We start from the raw sequence: 17,083 nt of genomic DNA on the forward strand, positions 1-17,083 counted from the left end.
CCCCCCCCCCCCCCCCCCCCCCCCCCCCCCCCCCCCCCCCCCCCCCCCCCCCCCCCCCCCCCCCCCCCCCCCCCCCCCCCCCCCCCCCCCCCCCCCCCCCCCCCCCCCCCCCCCCCCCCCCACTTTTTCATACGCAGGTCTCGTGGGCTCGGAGATGTGTATAAGAGACAGCTTTTAGCCAGTCCCTCCATTCCTCTCTGTTTGTTGGATAAAAGGTTTCTATATGTATTTTATTCGCCATGTTTTGTAGGTTTTGAAGTTAATCCTTAATCAATATGCTGTTTTCTAATCTATGCCACAAATGTAAAATGGCATGGTGACAGCCTTATGTCAGTGGAAATAAGAAAATTATTATTCATTATTTTTCCTATAAACGGGTAGGAATCATTGATCAATTCAATGTCTCCGATTGACCATTCAGCTAATATTTTTGTCGTTTCACTGAATAAATCACTCGGACAACTCTTTTTGATCTTCTTCAGATTCGACCAACTCAACTTTTATGACTATCGTATCCTCTCTTCTGTTGGATGATGGAATTGGAATACCTCCTCCAAGGCCAACGCCAACCAGTGCTAGAACCATAAAAAAGACAAGTGTCAATAGTCTGAATATTCTCTTGAAATTCTTCATTATTGCACAATAAATTAAGGGGATAACCGCTTGGTAACCCAGTTGTTTTATGAAATAGAATGGGGCCAAATCATTTGGCAGTGGATAAGAATTTTATCCTATTAAGGATTGGGAAGTGTCCTCGTCGGAACTTTGGGGAATGGTCTTTACCTGTATAAAGTGACTAGTAGGGTGCTGTATGTAAAGTGGCCGGGAACTGTTGTCGAGCCTAACTTTAATCAAACTATTGTAAGCGAATAACTCGTTTGCGCAATTGTGGTAGATGTATTTTATAGGTTCAGCAAGTGCTTTAAGCATAGATGCTTTCTGATAAGAAATGGTTTGCTTGCCAATCTGCTGAAGATTTGAAATGGAGACTTCCGTTTGGGTAGCCTGCTTTTGTGTCGATGAAGAACCGTAACTATATCCCGAAAAAGTAAAGATGCCAAAAAATAAAGCTACCATCAGTAACCATTTTGTAAGCCTGTCTTTATGTTGTTTAAATCGGATATCCATTATTGCCTTTTCAAAGATAGTTATTTTATCATGTTGGGGTTAATTTAATACTTGAAACACAGTGATATGGGACGTTATCTATTTCTTTTAATTCTTTTTATGCCATTACAGCCACCATTTTCAAGGCCTGTTTTCCTAAGCTTTGATCTCCCTTAATTTCCACTTTATCCATTACCTGATCAGAAGACCAACTTTTTGAAAACAACTTCCAAGCGGTATGTGGATCGATGATCACTTTAGCATTTGGGTCGATATCGAGATCTTTATTTAAAACCCAACCGCTTTCCATTTTAGTGATGTTCCACTGACCACCGATAGCCGTAGATATTTCTAGTGAAACCGTTGTTCCGTTTTGGGCGCTTACCTGCCTAAAAGTAGGAGCAAAGGCAAGCATAAGTGTATCAAGAAATGGATAATATAATTCTTTTGTGAGGATGGCTTGTTGGTTAACGGCTTCTCTGATTTGTTGTTGGTGCAAGAATTTCTCGGTGTATTCGCGAGCAATATGAAACCAATTTGGGGAAGTTTCCTGTCCTGCCCAAGCCACAGAAAATATGGCATCTCCAAATGGATTTAGGGACTGAAGGTGTTCGGTGTACTGTTTTCCTGTGGTTTCCAAAAGGAACGTTAATATTTGAGGACTAAGTCTTTTGGTGGCATTTGTCCAAGTCATGTTCAGCTTGTTCAAAAATGAAACCAGGTCTTGGTAAGAATTTACATTTTCTGGCTTTTCCCCGAAATAGGCATCTCTGGAAGTAGATAGGCCCCTTAAGTTTCCGTCAAGTAAATGAGAGGCAATGTCTTTAACTGTCCATAATCTGGCTACTGTAGGTAAATCCCATTCTTCATCGCTGAGCGAGGATAAGAGCTGGATAAGCTGTTTATCGAGAACTGGAAACAGGTGCAGCGTTTCTATTGGGAGGTTATTATGCTTTAGTTTGGTCATAGACTTGCAGATAAGAATGTAAATTTCTTCGATTTTATTCGCTACATTTTGCCTTTGACTAAAAGTAATAAAAGATTGTCAATCTCCTCAGAAGTCTTTTTCCAAAAAATGGCCATCTTTAAGTAGAAGCAAATACCTTTTGTTTTGGGGCGAGACCGAATACTTTCCTAGTAAAAGGAATAAGCATCACCTTTATCATATAATTGAAAAAAAACAGGCCTTGTTTCAGTTTGTTTTTGCTGAACATGGCAAGCATTTTATTTAGGGCGTTCGGCTGGTGCATCCATTGGGTGTTGAACAATGTCATTTGGCCAACGCTTTCAAATCGGCTAAACATTTTTCTCTCGTAGGTTTGGATGGCTTTTTGTGTATCTGTAAAACTGGGATCTGTTAGGGCTTCACTCAACTGTAGTGCGTCTAGCATGGCCATGTTAACGCCCTCGCCTGCAAATGGAGGCATCCAGTGAGCGGCATCGCCAATCAGCGTAATGTTTGCTTTGGCTTTCCATTTCTGATCTAATGGCATACAATATTGTGGTCTGGGAATGAAAAGGGTATCTTCACTTTGGAATAGCTCGTGCCATATTTGGTCCCATTCGGCATATGCTTGTTTAAACCAGGCCAAAACCTGTTTGTTGTCTTTAAAGTCGATACCACTTTCCCTGTACCAAAATTCACTGGTTTTATGGCTTGTGGAAAAACCAAGGCTGCCATCTCCTTTTGCGCTTACAATTAGGGTTTTATCGTTTCCGTAGGCAAATATTTTTCCACCTTTCAACAGCCGATGAATATTTGGTGCTGTTTTGTCTGCATTTTTAACCGAGCCTTCCACCATGGTTATTCCTGTCCAAAAGGGTTTGATAGGCGTTACGAAAGGTCTGATCTTAGAATTTGCCCCATCTGCGCCGATTACGATATCGGCAATAACTGCATGTCCATTTTCGAAAATGATTTTCCATTGATCTGCTAGGGGTTCGATGGATAGGATATGACAGTTCCAGTGAACGGTATTGGTTGCCAATGAATCAAGTAAAATATTTCTTAAAGGGCCCCGGTCAATTTCTGGCCTATAGTTCTTGTCCTCAAATTGGAGATGGTTTTCTTCCAGGTGTTGGTCAAAATATATTTTGGCCTTATGGTCTACCACTCTTGTAAGGTCTGCACCAGGTCTGAAATTAGCTTTAAATTCATCCATCAAACCTGCTTTTTCCAATGCAGCTAAACCAGAATCGGTATGTAGATCCAATGCACCACCTTGAATTCGAGCTTCTCTGTCAAGGTCTCTTTCATATACATTTACGTTTAATCCTTTAAGTTGTAAGAGCCGGGCTAAGGTAAGTCCACCCGGACCGCCGCCAATTATGGCTATTTCTTTATGCTTTAACATCGTTGTAAAATTTTAAGATTACGATGCAAAATTACTTAGTGGGCAAAGCGGATAATAGTATAAATCGGTCGTTTTTGTTTTTGGAAAGTTCTTTTGGGGTAACCCCCGACATTCTTTTTATCTCTTTGATAAAATGGGTCTGATCGGTAAAATTGAGTTCTGGAAATAATTTACCCTCCTTGATGTGCTGTAGAGAAGATCGAAACCTAAAAATATTGCAGTAGGCCTTTAGGGAAAGGCCAAATTGTTGGTTGAAATAACGATTGATCTGCCGACTACTCCAACCTACTTTTTCTGCCAATTCCTTTACGGGCAGCGTGCCATGTGAGGTATAGATCAAATTGAACAAACGCTGCTTCCTTTGGTCAATATTGGGTTTGATGAGCGAAAGCATTTTTGTAGCAGCTTTTTGGCAAAATAGCTGGAAATCGTTTAGGTTGCTGTCTGTTATGCCCCAAAAGCCAAGTGGTAAAGGGGTACCATCATTTAACAGGGAAACAACTTTATCGTCCAATAAATATTCTATGGCCAGTAGTTTGAAGCTTACCGCGAATAAAATGGTATTTGAAGGGACAGTTGCTTTTTCGGGTTGGGTATCCAAGCCCCTAAGTATGGCCTGAAATAACACTTTGTTGGAAAGGGAAAAAATGATATCAAACCTGCCATCTGGTAATAGCACAATCTGATGGTCTTTGCTGGAAGGATTGGAAATCATCCAAAAACTCTCCACAAAATCGTTTAATGGCTGTGGAGGCTTAATGGTTTCCCACTCCATGTCATTTGTTTCCTGCATTTTTCAGCCTTCAATGTATTGAATAAAATGATGGAATTTATAATACAAATTTTATCAGTCGATGTTGTTGACTAGGGCAATTACCATTCCATCATGTTCTTTAGCGCCAACGGTCTGTAGAATTGTGGCAGTCACGCTTTTATTGTCCCTTAAACTTTCGTTTAGTTTTTGAACTCCTTTTACTTTTTCATCGGTAGTATTGCGATCGAGAACTTTTCCTTCTCGTATAACATTATCGCATACGATTAAAGTTCCAGGTTTGGAAAGTTTTAGGGCATAGTCGAAATATGCGGCATAGGGAGGTTTATCGGCATCAATAAATATAAAGTCAAACGGCTGTTTAGTTTGGGCAATAAGGTCGGGTAGGAGCTCTATTGCCTTACCAATTCTTATTTCAACTTTTTTGGAAAGCCCTGCATTTTCAATGTTCTTTCTAGCCACTTCTGCATGGTGTTTGTCTACTTCCAAGGTAATGAGCTTTCCATCTTCGGGTAGTGCCCTTGCCATCCAAATGGTGCTGTATCCAGCTAAAGTTCCCAGCTCTAGTACTCTTTTGGCCTTGCAGGAGCGCATAAGAACCTGTAAAAATTTGCCATGATTTGCCGATACACTTATCTGCGGCATATTTTCGTTATGAATGGATTGAATGGTATCAGTCAATGCCTTATCTTCTGGTGCCAATAAATCACTAATGTAGTGGTCTACTTGTGAAAAAATATCTTCGTTCATTTTATTGAAATTGTTATTTATAACTTTTTCGATGTTAGTATCCCAATCTTGTTAAAAAGCTTTCTCTGTATTCATTTACCTGTTTGCCAAATCTTCTATCGTACCATATGAAATGTCCGGCACCGTCAAGTATATGCAGTTCACAGTCATTGCCCAAGGCTTTCATTTTATTTGCAAAATCTATTACAGGCTGTAAGGGTACGTTGTTGTCTTTATTTCCTTGAAGAATAAGGATAGGGGGCAAATTTTTGCGCAGCTGATGGAGTGGGGAAATACGTTTCAAAAATTCTTTATCGGTAAAATATTGTTGCCAAAAATCGCCTTGTGTAAGGTCTGTAGCTACGCTGTTGAGCATAATGGCATTGGGTACCGAACTTATCTTTTGGTTTTCATTTTTTTCGTCAAGCGTGTCTATTACCGCTAGTGTTAGGGCCAGATTTGCTCCTGCTGAATTTCCTGAAGCTACGATTTTATTGGCGTCGATCTGTAGGCGATGAGCATGGGTACGTAGATAGCGGATAGCCGATTTTCCATCGGCAATGGCATCGGGCGGTAATGTGCCCTGGCGGTTACGCAGCCGATATTCTACGGCTACCGCAACCCATCCTTTTTTTGCATATTCCTGACAGGTGTAGAAAAACCAGTCTGGCATACCTTCGCTCCAACCACCACCATGAAAGAAAACTATAGTAGGGTGTTGTAACTGATTATCCTTTGGTTGGAAAATGTGGAGATCAAGTATCGTTTTTCCTATGGTCTTGTAAGGTACTATCAAATGCCCTTTTCTTCCTTCCAGTCCATCACGGTATAAACTGTCAATTTTTGTTTTTAGGTTTTGATCGATATTGCTTTTGTCAAAAAGGGCTACTTGTTGTGCTATGTTTTTCACGCCATAATTATCTATATGCTGATAGAGTAGTTCGTAACTCATCTGGTTCCGGATTTCCGGATTTTTAAAGATCTGCTTTATTGTTTTTAGGCCGGCATCCAGACGTTGATTATCGGAGTTTTTGTATTTATTTCGGTTGTACTGTAGTTCCTGATCCAGTTGTTGTTCCAAAACCGATTGTAAATATTGGCGGAAAGCTTTGTATTTCAATAAGGACGGATTGTTGGTATTAATCTGCTCTAATCTATGTTTTGTACCGGAACTTAATGTTGTCAAATTTCCTGTAATGCGTTTGTGTACCGGAATATAATCTAAAATGAATTTATCAAAAGTGTAGTTCAGGTCGGTGTATTGCTCTTCAAAAAAAGCATTTCCAATTTCGGGATTAGAGTTTTTTAAATGGTTTAACGGGTTTATGAAGGTGTTTCGCAAGGAATCTATCTTTTGGATGAACACTTGCTCTTCTGCGCCATATAATGTAGAAATACGGCTGTTGAAATAAGCATTAAATGATCTACTTATCTGTTTTTGTTCTTCTAGAAATTTAGCTTTTGCAATGCTATCTTTAGGATTTGTTTGGGCATGAATTTGAAATGAGACAAAAATATAGGCGAGTGTTAAAAACAGATATTTCATTTTTGTGGTTTAAAGATTAATACAAATTTAAATTTAGTAATTTTTCGATACGAAACACCAGTAAATCATCTTAGTGCGTAAGTTGTTGTTTTCGTGTTAATGTTGTTGGTGTATAGCCAAATTGCTTCTTAAAGGCATAAGAAAAATGAGATAAGTTTTCAAATCCAACTTCATAGCAAACATCAATTGGTTTTTTGTGCTTTTCTACAAATTGATAGTGTGCTAATTCGAGACGCTTTTGCGTAAGCCATCTTTGTGGGGTCATGTTAAAGGCCCTATTAAAATCACGCTTAAAGGTAGTCAGGCTACGACCTGTTAGGTAACCAAATTTTTCCAGTGGTAAATTGAACATAAAGTTCTTTTCCTTATAGCTGACCAGATCAATCTTGCCAGGTTCCTCAAAGTTTGCCAATATATTATCTATTCCCTTATCAATTGTTCTAAGAATGGTAATGGCTTCCATAATTTTCAATGAAGCGATATCTTCTGGCAGTTCTCTCATTTCAAAATAGGTAATTAAGGAGGAGAGGCAGCTTTCCAATAAAGGATGGTTATTGAAACAATTTATTTTTGGTGTTTCTAAGGCTTTTGGTTTCACATTCAGATGGCTATAGAATTCCCTTAGTCTGTTGGTTGACAAATGCATAACCACTGTTTGGTGGGGTTGTCCGTCCTTTGGGTAATTAATAATGGTAGCCAGCTGGTTTCTGGGAATTAAAAAAATATCTCCTTTTTTAAAGAAGTAAGTGGTATCGGCCTGTATAATTTTGGTTTCACCTGAAATGAACCAAACCAGCATATGGTGATCAAACATGATGTCCGATTTAAAAAACTTATCCTCGTAGGCGGAAAGCTTAATGTCGGCCGTTATATATTTTGCCTTGTAATCCATGGGGCTGTTTTTACTTGTCTTTTTATAGGGAAACCAGTGATACAAAAATAGCAGGAAATATGCCTTTTTCTTCATATGGTCAATATTATTGGTTATAACATAGCTGAAGGCTATTTACTAATCGACATTGAACGTTAGTCCGGTCATTTTCTCACTTAATGTCCATAAATGCTTTGCGTTGGTTTCGTCCAATGAATAAGGTTTTACACCAGTGCTATTTGTGGTACCGAGTGCTATTTCAGCAATGTCTGCATCTTCACAGTACACTCCTCCTATAGTATTGAGCATAGGACTGGTAGCACACCAAACGGTGGTAGCGGCACCTTGTGGAATGGTTTTTAGTGATGCCGCTATTTCTGGAAGAAGCTTGCCATTGGAATCGCACAAACGAGGTTTACCAAGTTCATGTTGTGCCTAGAAGGATAATAATAAATTGTAGCTATTTAACCTTTAAAGCAATTCGAGTTCTTTTTTTAAGTTTTGTTTTGCCTGTTTTTCCAATTGGTGATGAAAGAAATCTGTTTTGAAGATTTTTTCCATGGCGAGAAAATGATTTAGTACCTTTTTTCGTCCTGGGTTATAGAGAAAATCGGGGTAAACCGAGTATTCTTTTCTTACCTTCTGGGAGTAGTGTGAATAGGTTTCCCATGTTTGCCCCAGTATGGAAAGATCCGCATCGGTAAAATAGTTGGTATCACTGTCAGTGGACTGAATGTGTGATTTAGTGGCTAATATTTGTGCCTTACAGTGCTCAATTATAGGGTTAGGTACAAGAATTTCTTTCATTCGCTTTTCTGCCAATTCAGCACTTTTTTCTTCGTTGTCCGGTTTCAGGGGATCACAAATGATGTCGTGATAATAGAGCGTAAATAAAACGGTTTCCCAATTTTGCAATTGCGCTTTTACCTCCATCAATTGTTTCAGCAGGGAATCGAGATGTTGTAAGGTATGATAATATCTTTTGGGGTTTGAATAGCTGTTGTCGATCTCAATCCATAGTTCATTGATCCGATTTTTATCGTCTGTATATTTTATCAATAATTTTATGAAGGTTTCTTTTAGCATTATGTATCTCTTAATATTATGGCATCAGGGTTTAAACAAATAACGTCGTCATTTCTATGAGGAGGCATGAAGAAGAGAATTGAAAATCAACGAAGTTAGATCTGATCTTCAGATATTTCACTTTATTTGGGTATTTTGCCAATGATTGGACCAAATTAGTAGGGTTTGTTTATCCTTAATCCTCATTTTTTTTTGTGGCTATTGTCTTATGGTTCCTGCTCCATTCGCTCCAGGAGCCCACATAAAGTTTTGGAATGTCCAAGCCTGCATAAGCAATGGCCAGCAGCGAATGACAAGCGGTGACCCCAGAACCGCAGTGAACAATGATATGCGTATTTTTAATATCCCCAAAAATTTTTTCGTATTTCATTTTTAGTGCTGCTGGCTGTAGAAATAGGCCGTCTTTGTCCAGGTTTTCCATAAAAGGGACATTGATGGCACCCGGGATATGTCCTGCAATGGGGTCTATAGGTTCTATATCTCCGTTGTAGCGATCTTCATCACGTACATCGATGACAATATGGTCTTTATCTTGCGAAACTTTCTCCACTTCAGCCATGTCTGCCAGGGGCAACCGCCAATTTTCTATTTGATAAGGCGCTGTAGGTTTGGGCATTTCAATAGTTGCATTTATGGGGAAACCTATCTTTTCTGCAGCTTGAAATCCTCCATTAAGCACTTGTACTTTTGGGTGTCCGACCGATTTTAGCATCCACCAAAAACGAGCTGCAGCATTTGAGCCATTGTTGTGGTCGTAAACTACCACATGGCTATTTGTGGAAATACCAAAGCTTGACAAGGTTTTAGCAAATTTTTCAATGGTGGGCAAAGGATGCCTGCCTCCATTGGATAAGTCTTCTTTGATGTCTGCCAATTGGGTATTCAGCTCCATGAACAAAGCGCCCGCTAGATGCTTTTTCTCGTAATTGTCTTTTGCATTTTTTCCATTACTGGCCTCTACAATTACCAAATTGTTGGTGCCTGTTAGTGTTATTAATTCTGTAGCTTGTATAATTGGTGAGATATGCTCGGTCATTTCTTTTCTTTTTAATTCATTTCTTAAATGCTGATAGTGTTTGGTCTATTAAATGGTCTATCTCTAAGAATTGGTTGGCAAGTGAATGTTCAACTTCCATTTTCTTATTTGCATTAAATATTGAATTTTTTTGTCTTTCTACTATAATATTCTTGATCAAAGTATTCGCGAGGTACAAACTATTTTTTATGGGTAGCCAGTTTTGCAGCAAAATAGGCCATGGGCAGGTATGCTCCGATTAGATCGACTAAGGTATACCAAAGTGGGGAAGGTAGCATGAAAATATTAGTAATTCCTCCAATTAAGAAAAATACACCAATACCCAAAGCAAATTTCATTTTATGATTGGTGGCAATTAAGGCAGCTAGGAATGCACCTACAAAAGTACCGAGTGCATGGGCTAGGAAGGGGAAAATAAAGTGTTTGGGCCCGAATAAATGCATAGATGCTTTTAAGCCTTCCATGGTGGTTACGTCTGCCCCGTTTGGAGGGGGAATGATGGTACTACTGATCATGATCAGTCCCATATTTACTAAACTGCCAATGATAATACCTGCTATGACAGCCAAAATGTTTTTGATGAGAGTCATGCTTTTTTATTTTGATGATTCAACTTGGGAATGATTTGCGGGTTCTGGAGAATGTGGGGTAAAAAGAGAAAGAAAGTCATAAGGACTCGCCAAATGAGGCTAATGTTTAAAAATACACAATTTTTAAATAAAAAAGTTGGTGGATAATGGTTTTTGATAGAAGATAAATTTGGTCTGTTAAGCTTACTTATTCGTTATCAGGCTTTTATATTGCCAGTTTTAATCCGTTCATACAGTCTAATTATGGTGTAGTTTAATCCATTTTGATTACAGTAATATTCTTTAATATGCCCATAAGTTTCATAAGGTGAATGTTGAAACCTTTTTCTATGTCATTGTAATATATAACTTCGATTTATATGGAATATTAAAAGGGATTTCGAACAATTGTGGGACTTATACTTTTTAATTTATACAAATCATCGGCTTTCCATCTTTGAAATTTAATAAGAAAAGCTCGATTTTATTTTGGTATTAAAACGGTACTTTTTTTTCTCTGCATGCTCAGCGTTGGTCTTTATGTGTGTTAATACCCTGTTGTGAATTTTGTGAATGATATAATTGCTCCAAAGTTGCCAATAAAATGCTGGTTTTATGTTGTGGTAATACCAAGTGGTTCCTTCTAAAAGTGTCTTGCCATTTGGCAATGCCGTCAATTTGAATTGGCCCTGTTTAGAAACAAAATAGTCGTGCAAATGTGGGGCGTCAATATTCCAGAAACTAAGTTCTTTCATTGGTGCAGGTTGTTCAACTACGTCAAACTTTAAAAGTCGTGGCTCATTCCAAACGGTTATGGGTTCTACAAAACTTCCCGTCGTAAAATTGCAATGCCTAACTGCACCAACGCTTGTTCCTTCAATTTTTGCATCTATTGGATAGGCAATTCCCGTTTTAAAAATAAATTCGGTCGGCTTGTCAAGTTGCGGAAATTCAATAACGTTTTTCCAAACTGTTTGTGGGGGCGCATTAATTTCGATAGAAGTGACAACAGAAGTCAAAGCTGGTTCGTTGTTTTTTTCTATAAACGCCATTGTAGGAATTATACCAACTAAAAGCAGCAAAGTTGTTGATGCGTTATGGGGTGTTTTGTTAATTATGGCATGGCCAATTAAACTGCCAATCCAAGTCAATAAAAGTGCGATTGGGGCAGCCATGGCAATGCATATTATCCCTTCAATTGCGAAAACCAAAAGTCCTGCTGTAAAAATTGTGAGCGTCAATAATCCGATTTGCCACGCTTGCCTCTTTGTTATTCCTTTCTTCCGCCCATATAAGATGGTTGAACCGGCACCAATGAAAAGAGGTGTTAGAATGAACAAAGCTATTCCGTATTGTCCAATTTCGTAAATGCCCCAAAGTGTTAGCAGGCCCGAAACGATAACAGTTAGTCCGATTGCTGTCCATTTGCGCTTTCTGTTATCAGTTGGTAATATTTTTTCTATCAGTTGCTTCATTGTTGCGGTGCTCTTAAAGTGGTTTTGTGCTCGGGAAATCGGAGTACAAAGGTCTGAATTTATCACGAGTTCCAAACGGTAAGGATTTATCGAATTACAAAAACAGAGTTTTGTACTTCAGCTCGCCTTAAGTAAAACAAGTGTAAGCTGTAGCTTTTATTTAAAATCAGTATATTCTTTTGTTTCTAATTCGTTGATGTTTATTGGTGGCTTCACATAGTTTTTTTCGGGCCTGTTCAGTAGTTGTTTTTCTTCACCCATTGCAAAACCAAGTTTATATCCAATATTATCAGATGTTGTTAAGAAAACATTGTCATATTCAGTGTCAAGATCGCTAACAAACAGCATTACATTTTTATTGACACTTTTTTCGGTTATCCAAATGTCTGTTGGTTTTGTTGTTGCCCAACCAATAGTTTTAAACTGTTTATCAAATCCCATTGGATAATTTATATAATTGATTAAGAAGCAATAGGTCTCAAAGTTAATGTCAAATGGAAAAGTCATAGCAAATTTCCTATCTGATAACTTTGTTAATCTTGGAATAGCTTGATAGGTTTCTTTGTTGTATGAATTACAAAATTCCCGAATTATTTTTTTGATGTCATTTTCACTTATATCTTCAACTATTACAAGTTTGTCATTGGTTACGCTGTGGGTTGGAAAATGATTTTCTGCCGGTCTTCTTGTCTCTGTATCGGGCTGCGGTTTTTGATTTTTTAGCTTTGTCCAAGCAATGAATATTACCATTGCGACAATTATTATGATTCCAAAAATTAAGTACTGGTGTTTCATTTCTGCGGATTAAATATTCTATTCTTTCAAAGTTGCAACTAAGGGGTTAAGACCTGGCGAAGGATGGGGATTTACGGTGCTAGCACTTTTCTTCATTTATAGTCATCAAGTTCAAGTTTATACAACCAATAACATTTCCCAAGTCGTTGGTCAATTTCCCTTAAAATTTTAAATCCTAAACTTTCATAAATGTGTCGAGCTTTGTCCATCATTTCTGAAGTATGCAGCGCAATTATTTTCTCTCCATTCTGTTTGGCATTGTCAATACACATTGCGGTCAATTTTCTACCCATTCCTTGTCCAGCAAATTCGGGATCAACAGAAACAAAACGAATATAGCTCCATTCTTTCAAATAGATGTCGGTTGGGTTTCCGCTTGGTACAAGAAAAGCCATTCCAACAATATCTTCATTGTCTGCAACGCAAACTATGCAGGTTGATTGATCAATTAATTCTTCATAAGTTTTGTTGTTCGAAATGGTCTGGTTTAGCAAATGCCAATTTTCATCGGTCAACTGTTTATTAAATGGTGTCCAAGCTTTAATGCCTAATTGTTTCAGTTTTTGTAAGTCGTGTTTTGTTCCCGTTCTATAGGTTAAGTTCATTTCCTAGCGTTTTGGTATTGTTATTGTTTGCCACCAAGATCCTGTTGCGGCCAGGTATCAACATTCAAATTTACTAAAAACGGTTAACCAATGCATTTGTTCTGTATATGTAAAACCGTTGTTTAACGTGTGTTTTTCAATTCGTCAATCTTTGAGTTTTATGATACCTGTTCTGTATAAGTCCAACGCTTTTTGTAAAATGTGCTCAATTGTCTTTATGGGCAAATCTTTGTTTGGATTAACGTTGAAGATCTTCATTCTTGTGCGGTTGCCTTCTTTCAGTTCAGGGTGGTCAAGGTATTTTCCTTCTACCATGAGAAGATAGGGGGAATCTGTTTTTTTATCGGTCCATAAATAGCAGAACATCTTTTTTTTATAGCAGAAACAGGGCATTCCCCACTTTTGCGTTTCGGTAATGTTGGGGTCTTGTTCAAGAATAATACTTCGTAGGGCAAGCAAGCAGCTCTTGTTGGGTTCTTCTTTATTTAAATAATAGTGGTGAAGTTCTGTGAACATTTTGTAATCTATTTTATAGCAATTAAAAAGTATATTTCTGTATTCAATGAATTTTGTACTTTTTCGCCAAAAACGTCAAAGTCGGCGGTAAAAAATCGTTTTAGGCCTATTTTCCAAATTTTTGACCACTTTTTTACGATGGGTAATTCGGCTAACTCCATTATTTTTTTTGATTGTGCTAAACAGATCGGCTCTTTAAATCCCAAGGCAACATTATTTATTTAATAAGGTCGGAAAAATTCAGCAGAAATTTTCGCTATGAACTTCAGCCTGCCTAATGCGAGCTTCTTATTGTTGGTTGTTCTTATTTTATCCATCCGACATCTTTTTTCCATTCCTCAATTTCCTGTTGTCTTTTTTCAAAATCTGTTGGTGGCGATTGATTTTCGTTTTGGGCTTGCCTTCTTATCATTTCGGTCTGTTCTTCAAGGGTATTAAGTCCGATGGATTTTCTTCTTTCATTGACCTTGGTTAGGTTATCAAAAGGATTTGGACTTAGTTCTCCCTGTTTGTCCCAATCAAATTGAGTTCCATAAAGTTGTGGTTTCCCTTCAAATACAGCTATTCGATCAGTGAGATAAGCTAAATTTTTTTGGTCTGCTTTGTTTTCATTAACTGCACTTTCCAATAGCTGTACACACTTTTTCATGAATTTGGGTTGTCCAATTGAATGTTGTATTATCAACCAAGTTGCTTCATTGGCTTCTTTACCTACCTTGTCTATTGTTGGATAACCTATGCGGTCTATAATATCACTTAAAATATTGGTATTTCTGTTATGTAGCTCCTTCATTTCTTCATTATATCCTTTGCCAAGTTGTCCATTTTTGGCAAGTTTGTTCCTGAAATCTAAATCGGCATTTTTCAGGTCAATTATGTTTTGTGCAATGATTTTATAGTTCATTTCCTGATGTCTTTTTGTCCTTGCGTATCACGCCTGTTTAAAATCGCAATTGTTCCTAACTCATACCCTTTTCTGTTGACACCTGCATCATAAGTTTTATTGAGATACGGATAATCAAACAAACTTTTACACATTAAAAAGTTGTTGAAAGGAAAAGTTGGGATTACGCATTTCTATTTCGTTCCTGCTCGATTCCACCTGTGCTTTTGTTGCATAGGCAAACATTTTTTGTTCATAGTGGTCGATAGCATTTTGTATGGTTTCAAATTTTCCGTTCGTGAGGTTTTCAGATAGGATTAAGGCATCCATCAGTCCAATGTTTACACCTTGCCCTGCAAAAGGTGGCATCAAGTGAGCCGTATCGCCAATTAGCGTTATGGGCAAGGGACGATTGCTTTTCCAGGGCTTGTCCAATGGAAATTTTCTTATCGGCAAACCAACAAAAAAAGTTGTTGCGCGAATTAACTGTTGGTATTCATTGCTCCAATCTGAAAATCTGTTTAAAAGGAACTCGATTACGCTGTTGGTATGTTGAAGGTTTAATCCTGTTTGGTCATTCCATTCTTCTGGTTTCTTGAAAATGATACCGTAAGATAAGGCGCCATTGTTGAATGGATTTGCCACAAATAAATTTCCTTGATGTGCGGCCATTAGTCGGTTCCCATTGCATAACTGAAAAAAATCAGGGCAATTAGCTTCAGGTTGATGAATATCGCCCTGAATAATAAAAGTGCCTGTTTCTTCTACTTCGCTATTGGAAACAAAGTTTCTTGCTTTTGACATTCCGCCATTGGCGATGATCACAAAATCTGCATCGGCATCAGGTTTGTTTTCAAAATGCAAAATCCATTTTCCTTCCTGCTCTTCAAGTCCTATAAGTTTCCTGTCCCAAATAACGGTGTCATTCTTCAAACTGTCGAGCAACATTTTTCTTAGGGCATTTCTGTTTATTTCGGGATTGTCAAACTGGTTTTCTGGGCTTGGGTTTCTCGTGGAAATAATATTGCCTTTCTCATCGGCAAAATGTACCCCCATAGGCAATGCCAGGTCATAATAGGTTTGTAGCAATCCTGCCTTTTTCATGGCTTCCTGGCCTGAACCTTTGTGAAGGTCAAGTGTGCCGCCCCAAATTCTTGCTTGGGGATCGGTATCTCTTTCGTAAACAGTGATGTTAATGTGGTTTTGTTGTAGCAATGTGGCCATGGTCAACCCAACGGGCCCAGCACCGATAATGGCTACTTTTTTATGGCTTAATAAATTCATATGAAATGTATTTTAATTCCGGATTTTATTTTTTTGTTTTGGCGGTGGCAATTCTCTAACTGAAACTCTGATGAGTTCACTTAGCCAATCACTGTCTTCAATTTTGTCTTCTATCAGGAAACTTGGCTTTGCTCCTTCGTATGGAGAGGCTTCAGTGACATGATTAATAAATTCTCGTCCCGAATGGGTTGGTTTTATGAATAATTTGTTGTCGCAAATCAGTCCGAATAATTTTCCATCAGCGTAAAGGCCATATTCGCCAAACATTTTTTTAGCGGTTATTTCTCCTGCATTTTTGATTTGTTCTAAAACAAAGTCCACAAAATTTTTGTCTGAAGCCATGGGTTAGTTGTTGAGTTTAAATTGAGGATTATAAGTTATTTGTTGAGTTGCAATATGATGTTGGTTGCTCGTTTCTTTAATTGCTTTTTGTCAATTTTGCCATAGCTCTTACTGGAAATGTGCCAACTCCTTTAAATTTCGGCGGAATGGCACTAAAAGTAAAACCGTCTTTGGGTAATAAATAAAGGTTACAAAGATGTTCGACAATCAATATTTCTGCACCTAAAAGTGTGGTGTGAACGGGCCGTGTTTTTCCAGATGTGTTGTCGATGTTGTGAGAGTCAATGCCCACTAATTTAACGTTGGCATCTCTCAAATACTTGGCAGCTTCTTCTGTTAAATAGGGATGGTTCTCATAATATTTTTCAGTATTCCAATGGCTGTCCCAACCGGTATGTATTAAAACGGCCCTATTTCTAATTTCGTGATTTTTTAGGTGTGCTGCTGTGATTGCTAATGTTTCTGAAAATGGAACATTTATTACAATGGCGTCAAGGTCTGTAAAATATTCTAAACCAATTTCCGAAAGGTCTTTGCCATTTTCGAATCTATGAAACGGACAGTCTACGTAAGTTCCTGTATTGGCCACCATTTCAATTTTTCCAATTTGAAATTCAGTTCCTTCTGCATAAAACTGTTTCGAGTTTTCTCTACTCAAATAATCGCAAATAATGGGTGCTGGTAAACCTTTGTAGGTGACCAGTCCATGTGCTATGGTATGGCTTAAATCAATTAATAAATTGGCCTCAATTTTTTCGTTAACTGGTTTTCTCTTATGGGGTTCGCTAAAAATTTCTTTATTCATAATTTTAGTTTGTCCAACCATAAGTAGCCTCAAATCGGCTACAAGATAGTCGGCAAGCTCTTGATCTGAAATATTTTCGCCTAATATGTCAAGTCGAAAGTCTTCACCTTTTAGGCTTCCTCCATTTGTAAAATAAATTTCAAAGTCAAACTTTACTCTTTTGTCCATAAGTGCAATTCTTTTTGTCTCTTTCTATTTTTGTAGCCAGTTGGTACAGCGATCGTTAAGGGTTTTTAGTTGAGTGATGAGGCTAATTTTTATCACAAATTTTAAGCCCCGCACTAATGTTAAATTTATAATAAAAAGTT

At 38.0% G+C, this 17,083-nt stretch carries 20 protein-coding genes; 1 reads left to right on the top strand and 19 read right to left on the bottom strand.

Annotation, left to right across the window (positions count from 1 at the left end; all coding sequences use genetic code 11):
* Positions 1-270: hypothetical protein (locus JHD79_RS13565; protein WP_199119841.1), on the top strand; the 270-nt coding region annotated here is incomplete at its 5' end.
* Between the two features lie 456 nt (positions 271-726).
* Here the strand turns inward: JHD79_RS13565 and JHD79_RS13570 are convergent.
* The 19 genes from JHD79_RS13570 to JHD79_RS13660 form a co-directional block, all read right to left on the bottom strand.
* Complete coding sequence (locus JHD79_RS13570) at positions 727-1,077, bottom strand: hypothetical protein (RefSeq protein WP_199119842.1); 351 nt, start codon at positions 1,075-1,077, stop codon at positions 727-729.
* 148 nt (positions 1,078-1,225) lie between these two features.
* Positions 1,226-2,074, bottom strand: coding sequence for a maleylpyruvate isomerase N-terminal domain-containing protein (locus JHD79_RS13575; protein ID WP_199119843.1), 849 nt, complete (start codon positions 2,072-2,074; stop codon positions 1,226-1,228).
* 118 nt (positions 2,075-2,192) lie between these two features.
* A complete protein-coding gene (locus tag JHD79_RS13580; protein ID WP_199119844.1) occupies positions 2,193-3,461 on the bottom strand; it encodes an NAD(P)/FAD-dependent oxidoreductase in 1,269 nt (422 codons plus the stop codon).
* A 31-nt stretch (positions 3,462-3,492) separates the two neighbouring features.
* On the bottom strand, positions 3,493-4,254 hold the full coding sequence (locus JHD79_RS13585; protein ID WP_199119845.1) for an AraC family transcriptional regulator: 762 nt from the start codon (positions 4,252-4,254) through the stop codon (positions 3,493-3,495).
* A 54-nt stretch (positions 4,255-4,308) separates the two neighbouring features.
* Positions 4,309-4,983, bottom strand: a complete 675-nt coding sequence (locus tag JHD79_RS13590) for an O-methyltransferase (RefSeq protein ID WP_199119846.1) — start codon at positions 4,981-4,983, stop codon at positions 4,309-4,311.
* Positions 4,984-5,017: 34 nt separating this feature from the next.
* Entirely contained in the window at positions 5,018-6,508 is a 1,491-nt protein-coding gene (locus tag JHD79_RS13595; RefSeq protein WP_199119847.1) for an alpha/beta hydrolase, read from the bottom strand.
* Positions 6,509-6,578: 70 nt separating this feature from the next.
* The gene (locus JHD79_RS13600) at positions 6,579-7,475 is read right to left on the bottom strand and encodes a helix-turn-helix domain-containing protein (RefSeq protein ID WP_233164706.1); all 897 of its coding nucleotides are present in this window, start codon (positions 7,473-7,475) and stop codon (positions 6,579-6,581) included.
* A 42-nt stretch (positions 7,476-7,517) separates the two neighbouring features.
* Positions 7,518-7,787 (bottom strand): hypothetical protein, encoded by a 270-nt coding sequence (locus tag JHD79_RS13605; protein WP_199119849.1) that lies wholly within the window; start codon positions 7,785-7,787, stop codon positions 7,518-7,520.
* 63 nt (positions 7,788-7,850) lie between these two features.
* Entirely contained in the window at positions 7,851-8,465 is a 615-nt protein-coding gene (locus JHD79_RS13610) for a hypothetical protein (RefSeq protein WP_199119850.1), read from the bottom strand.
* A gap of 175 nt (positions 8,466-8,640) precedes the next feature.
* The gene (locus JHD79_RS13615) at positions 8,641-9,501 is read right to left on the bottom strand and encodes a sulfurtransferase (protein WP_199119851.1); all 861 of its coding nucleotides are present in this window, start codon (positions 9,499-9,501) and stop codon (positions 8,641-8,643) included.
* Positions 9,502-9,680: 179 nt separating this feature from the next.
* Positions 9,681-10,091 (bottom strand): hypothetical protein, encoded by a 411-nt coding sequence (locus JHD79_RS13620; protein ID WP_199119852.1) that lies wholly within the window; start codon positions 10,089-10,091, stop codon positions 9,681-9,683.
* Positions 10,092-10,534: 443 nt separating this feature from the next.
* Entirely contained in the window at positions 10,535-11,545 is a 1,011-nt protein-coding gene (locus tag JHD79_RS13625) for an SRPBCC family protein (protein WP_199119853.1), read from the bottom strand.
* A gap of 156 nt (positions 11,546-11,701) precedes the next feature.
* The gene (locus JHD79_RS13630; protein WP_199119854.1) at positions 11,702-12,340 is read right to left on the bottom strand and encodes a hypothetical protein; all 639 of its coding nucleotides are present in this window, start codon (positions 12,338-12,340) and stop codon (positions 11,702-11,704) included.
* Positions 12,341-12,432: 92 nt separating this feature from the next.
* The gene (locus JHD79_RS13635) at positions 12,433-12,945 is read right to left on the bottom strand and encodes a GNAT family N-acetyltransferase (RefSeq protein WP_199119855.1); all 513 of its coding nucleotides are present in this window, start codon (positions 12,943-12,945) and stop codon (positions 12,433-12,435) included.
* A gap of 144 nt (positions 12,946-13,089) precedes the next feature.
* Positions 13,090-13,461, bottom strand: a complete 372-nt coding sequence (locus JHD79_RS13640) for a DUF1801 domain-containing protein (protein WP_199119856.1) — start codon at positions 13,459-13,461, stop codon at positions 13,090-13,092.
* 304 nt (positions 13,462-13,765) lie between these two features.
* Entirely contained in the window at positions 13,766-14,365 is a 600-nt protein-coding gene (locus JHD79_RS13645) for a DUF6624 domain-containing protein (protein ID WP_199119857.1), read from the bottom strand.
* A 126-nt stretch (positions 14,366-14,491) separates the two neighbouring features.
* Entirely contained in the window at positions 14,492-15,628 is a 1,137-nt protein-coding gene (locus tag JHD79_RS13650; protein ID WP_199119858.1) for an NAD(P)/FAD-dependent oxidoreductase, read from the bottom strand.
* Positions 15,629-15,640: 12 nt separating this feature from the next.
* Positions 15,641-15,970, bottom strand: a complete 330-nt coding sequence (locus tag JHD79_RS13655) for a TfoX/Sxy family protein (protein WP_199119859.1) — start codon at positions 15,968-15,970, stop codon at positions 15,641-15,643.
* Between the two features lie 76 nt (positions 15,971-16,046).
* Positions 16,047-16,943, bottom strand: coding sequence for a cyclase family protein (locus tag JHD79_RS13660; protein ID WP_199119860.1), 897 nt, complete (start codon positions 16,941-16,943; stop codon positions 16,047-16,049).
* Positions 16,944-17,083 lie beyond the last annotated feature (140 nt).

Source organism: Pedobacter sp. ASV28 (genome assembly GCF_016428855.1).
Taxonomy (GTDB): Bacteria; Bacteroidota; Bacteroidia; order Sphingobacteriales; family Sphingobacteriaceae; genus Pedobacter.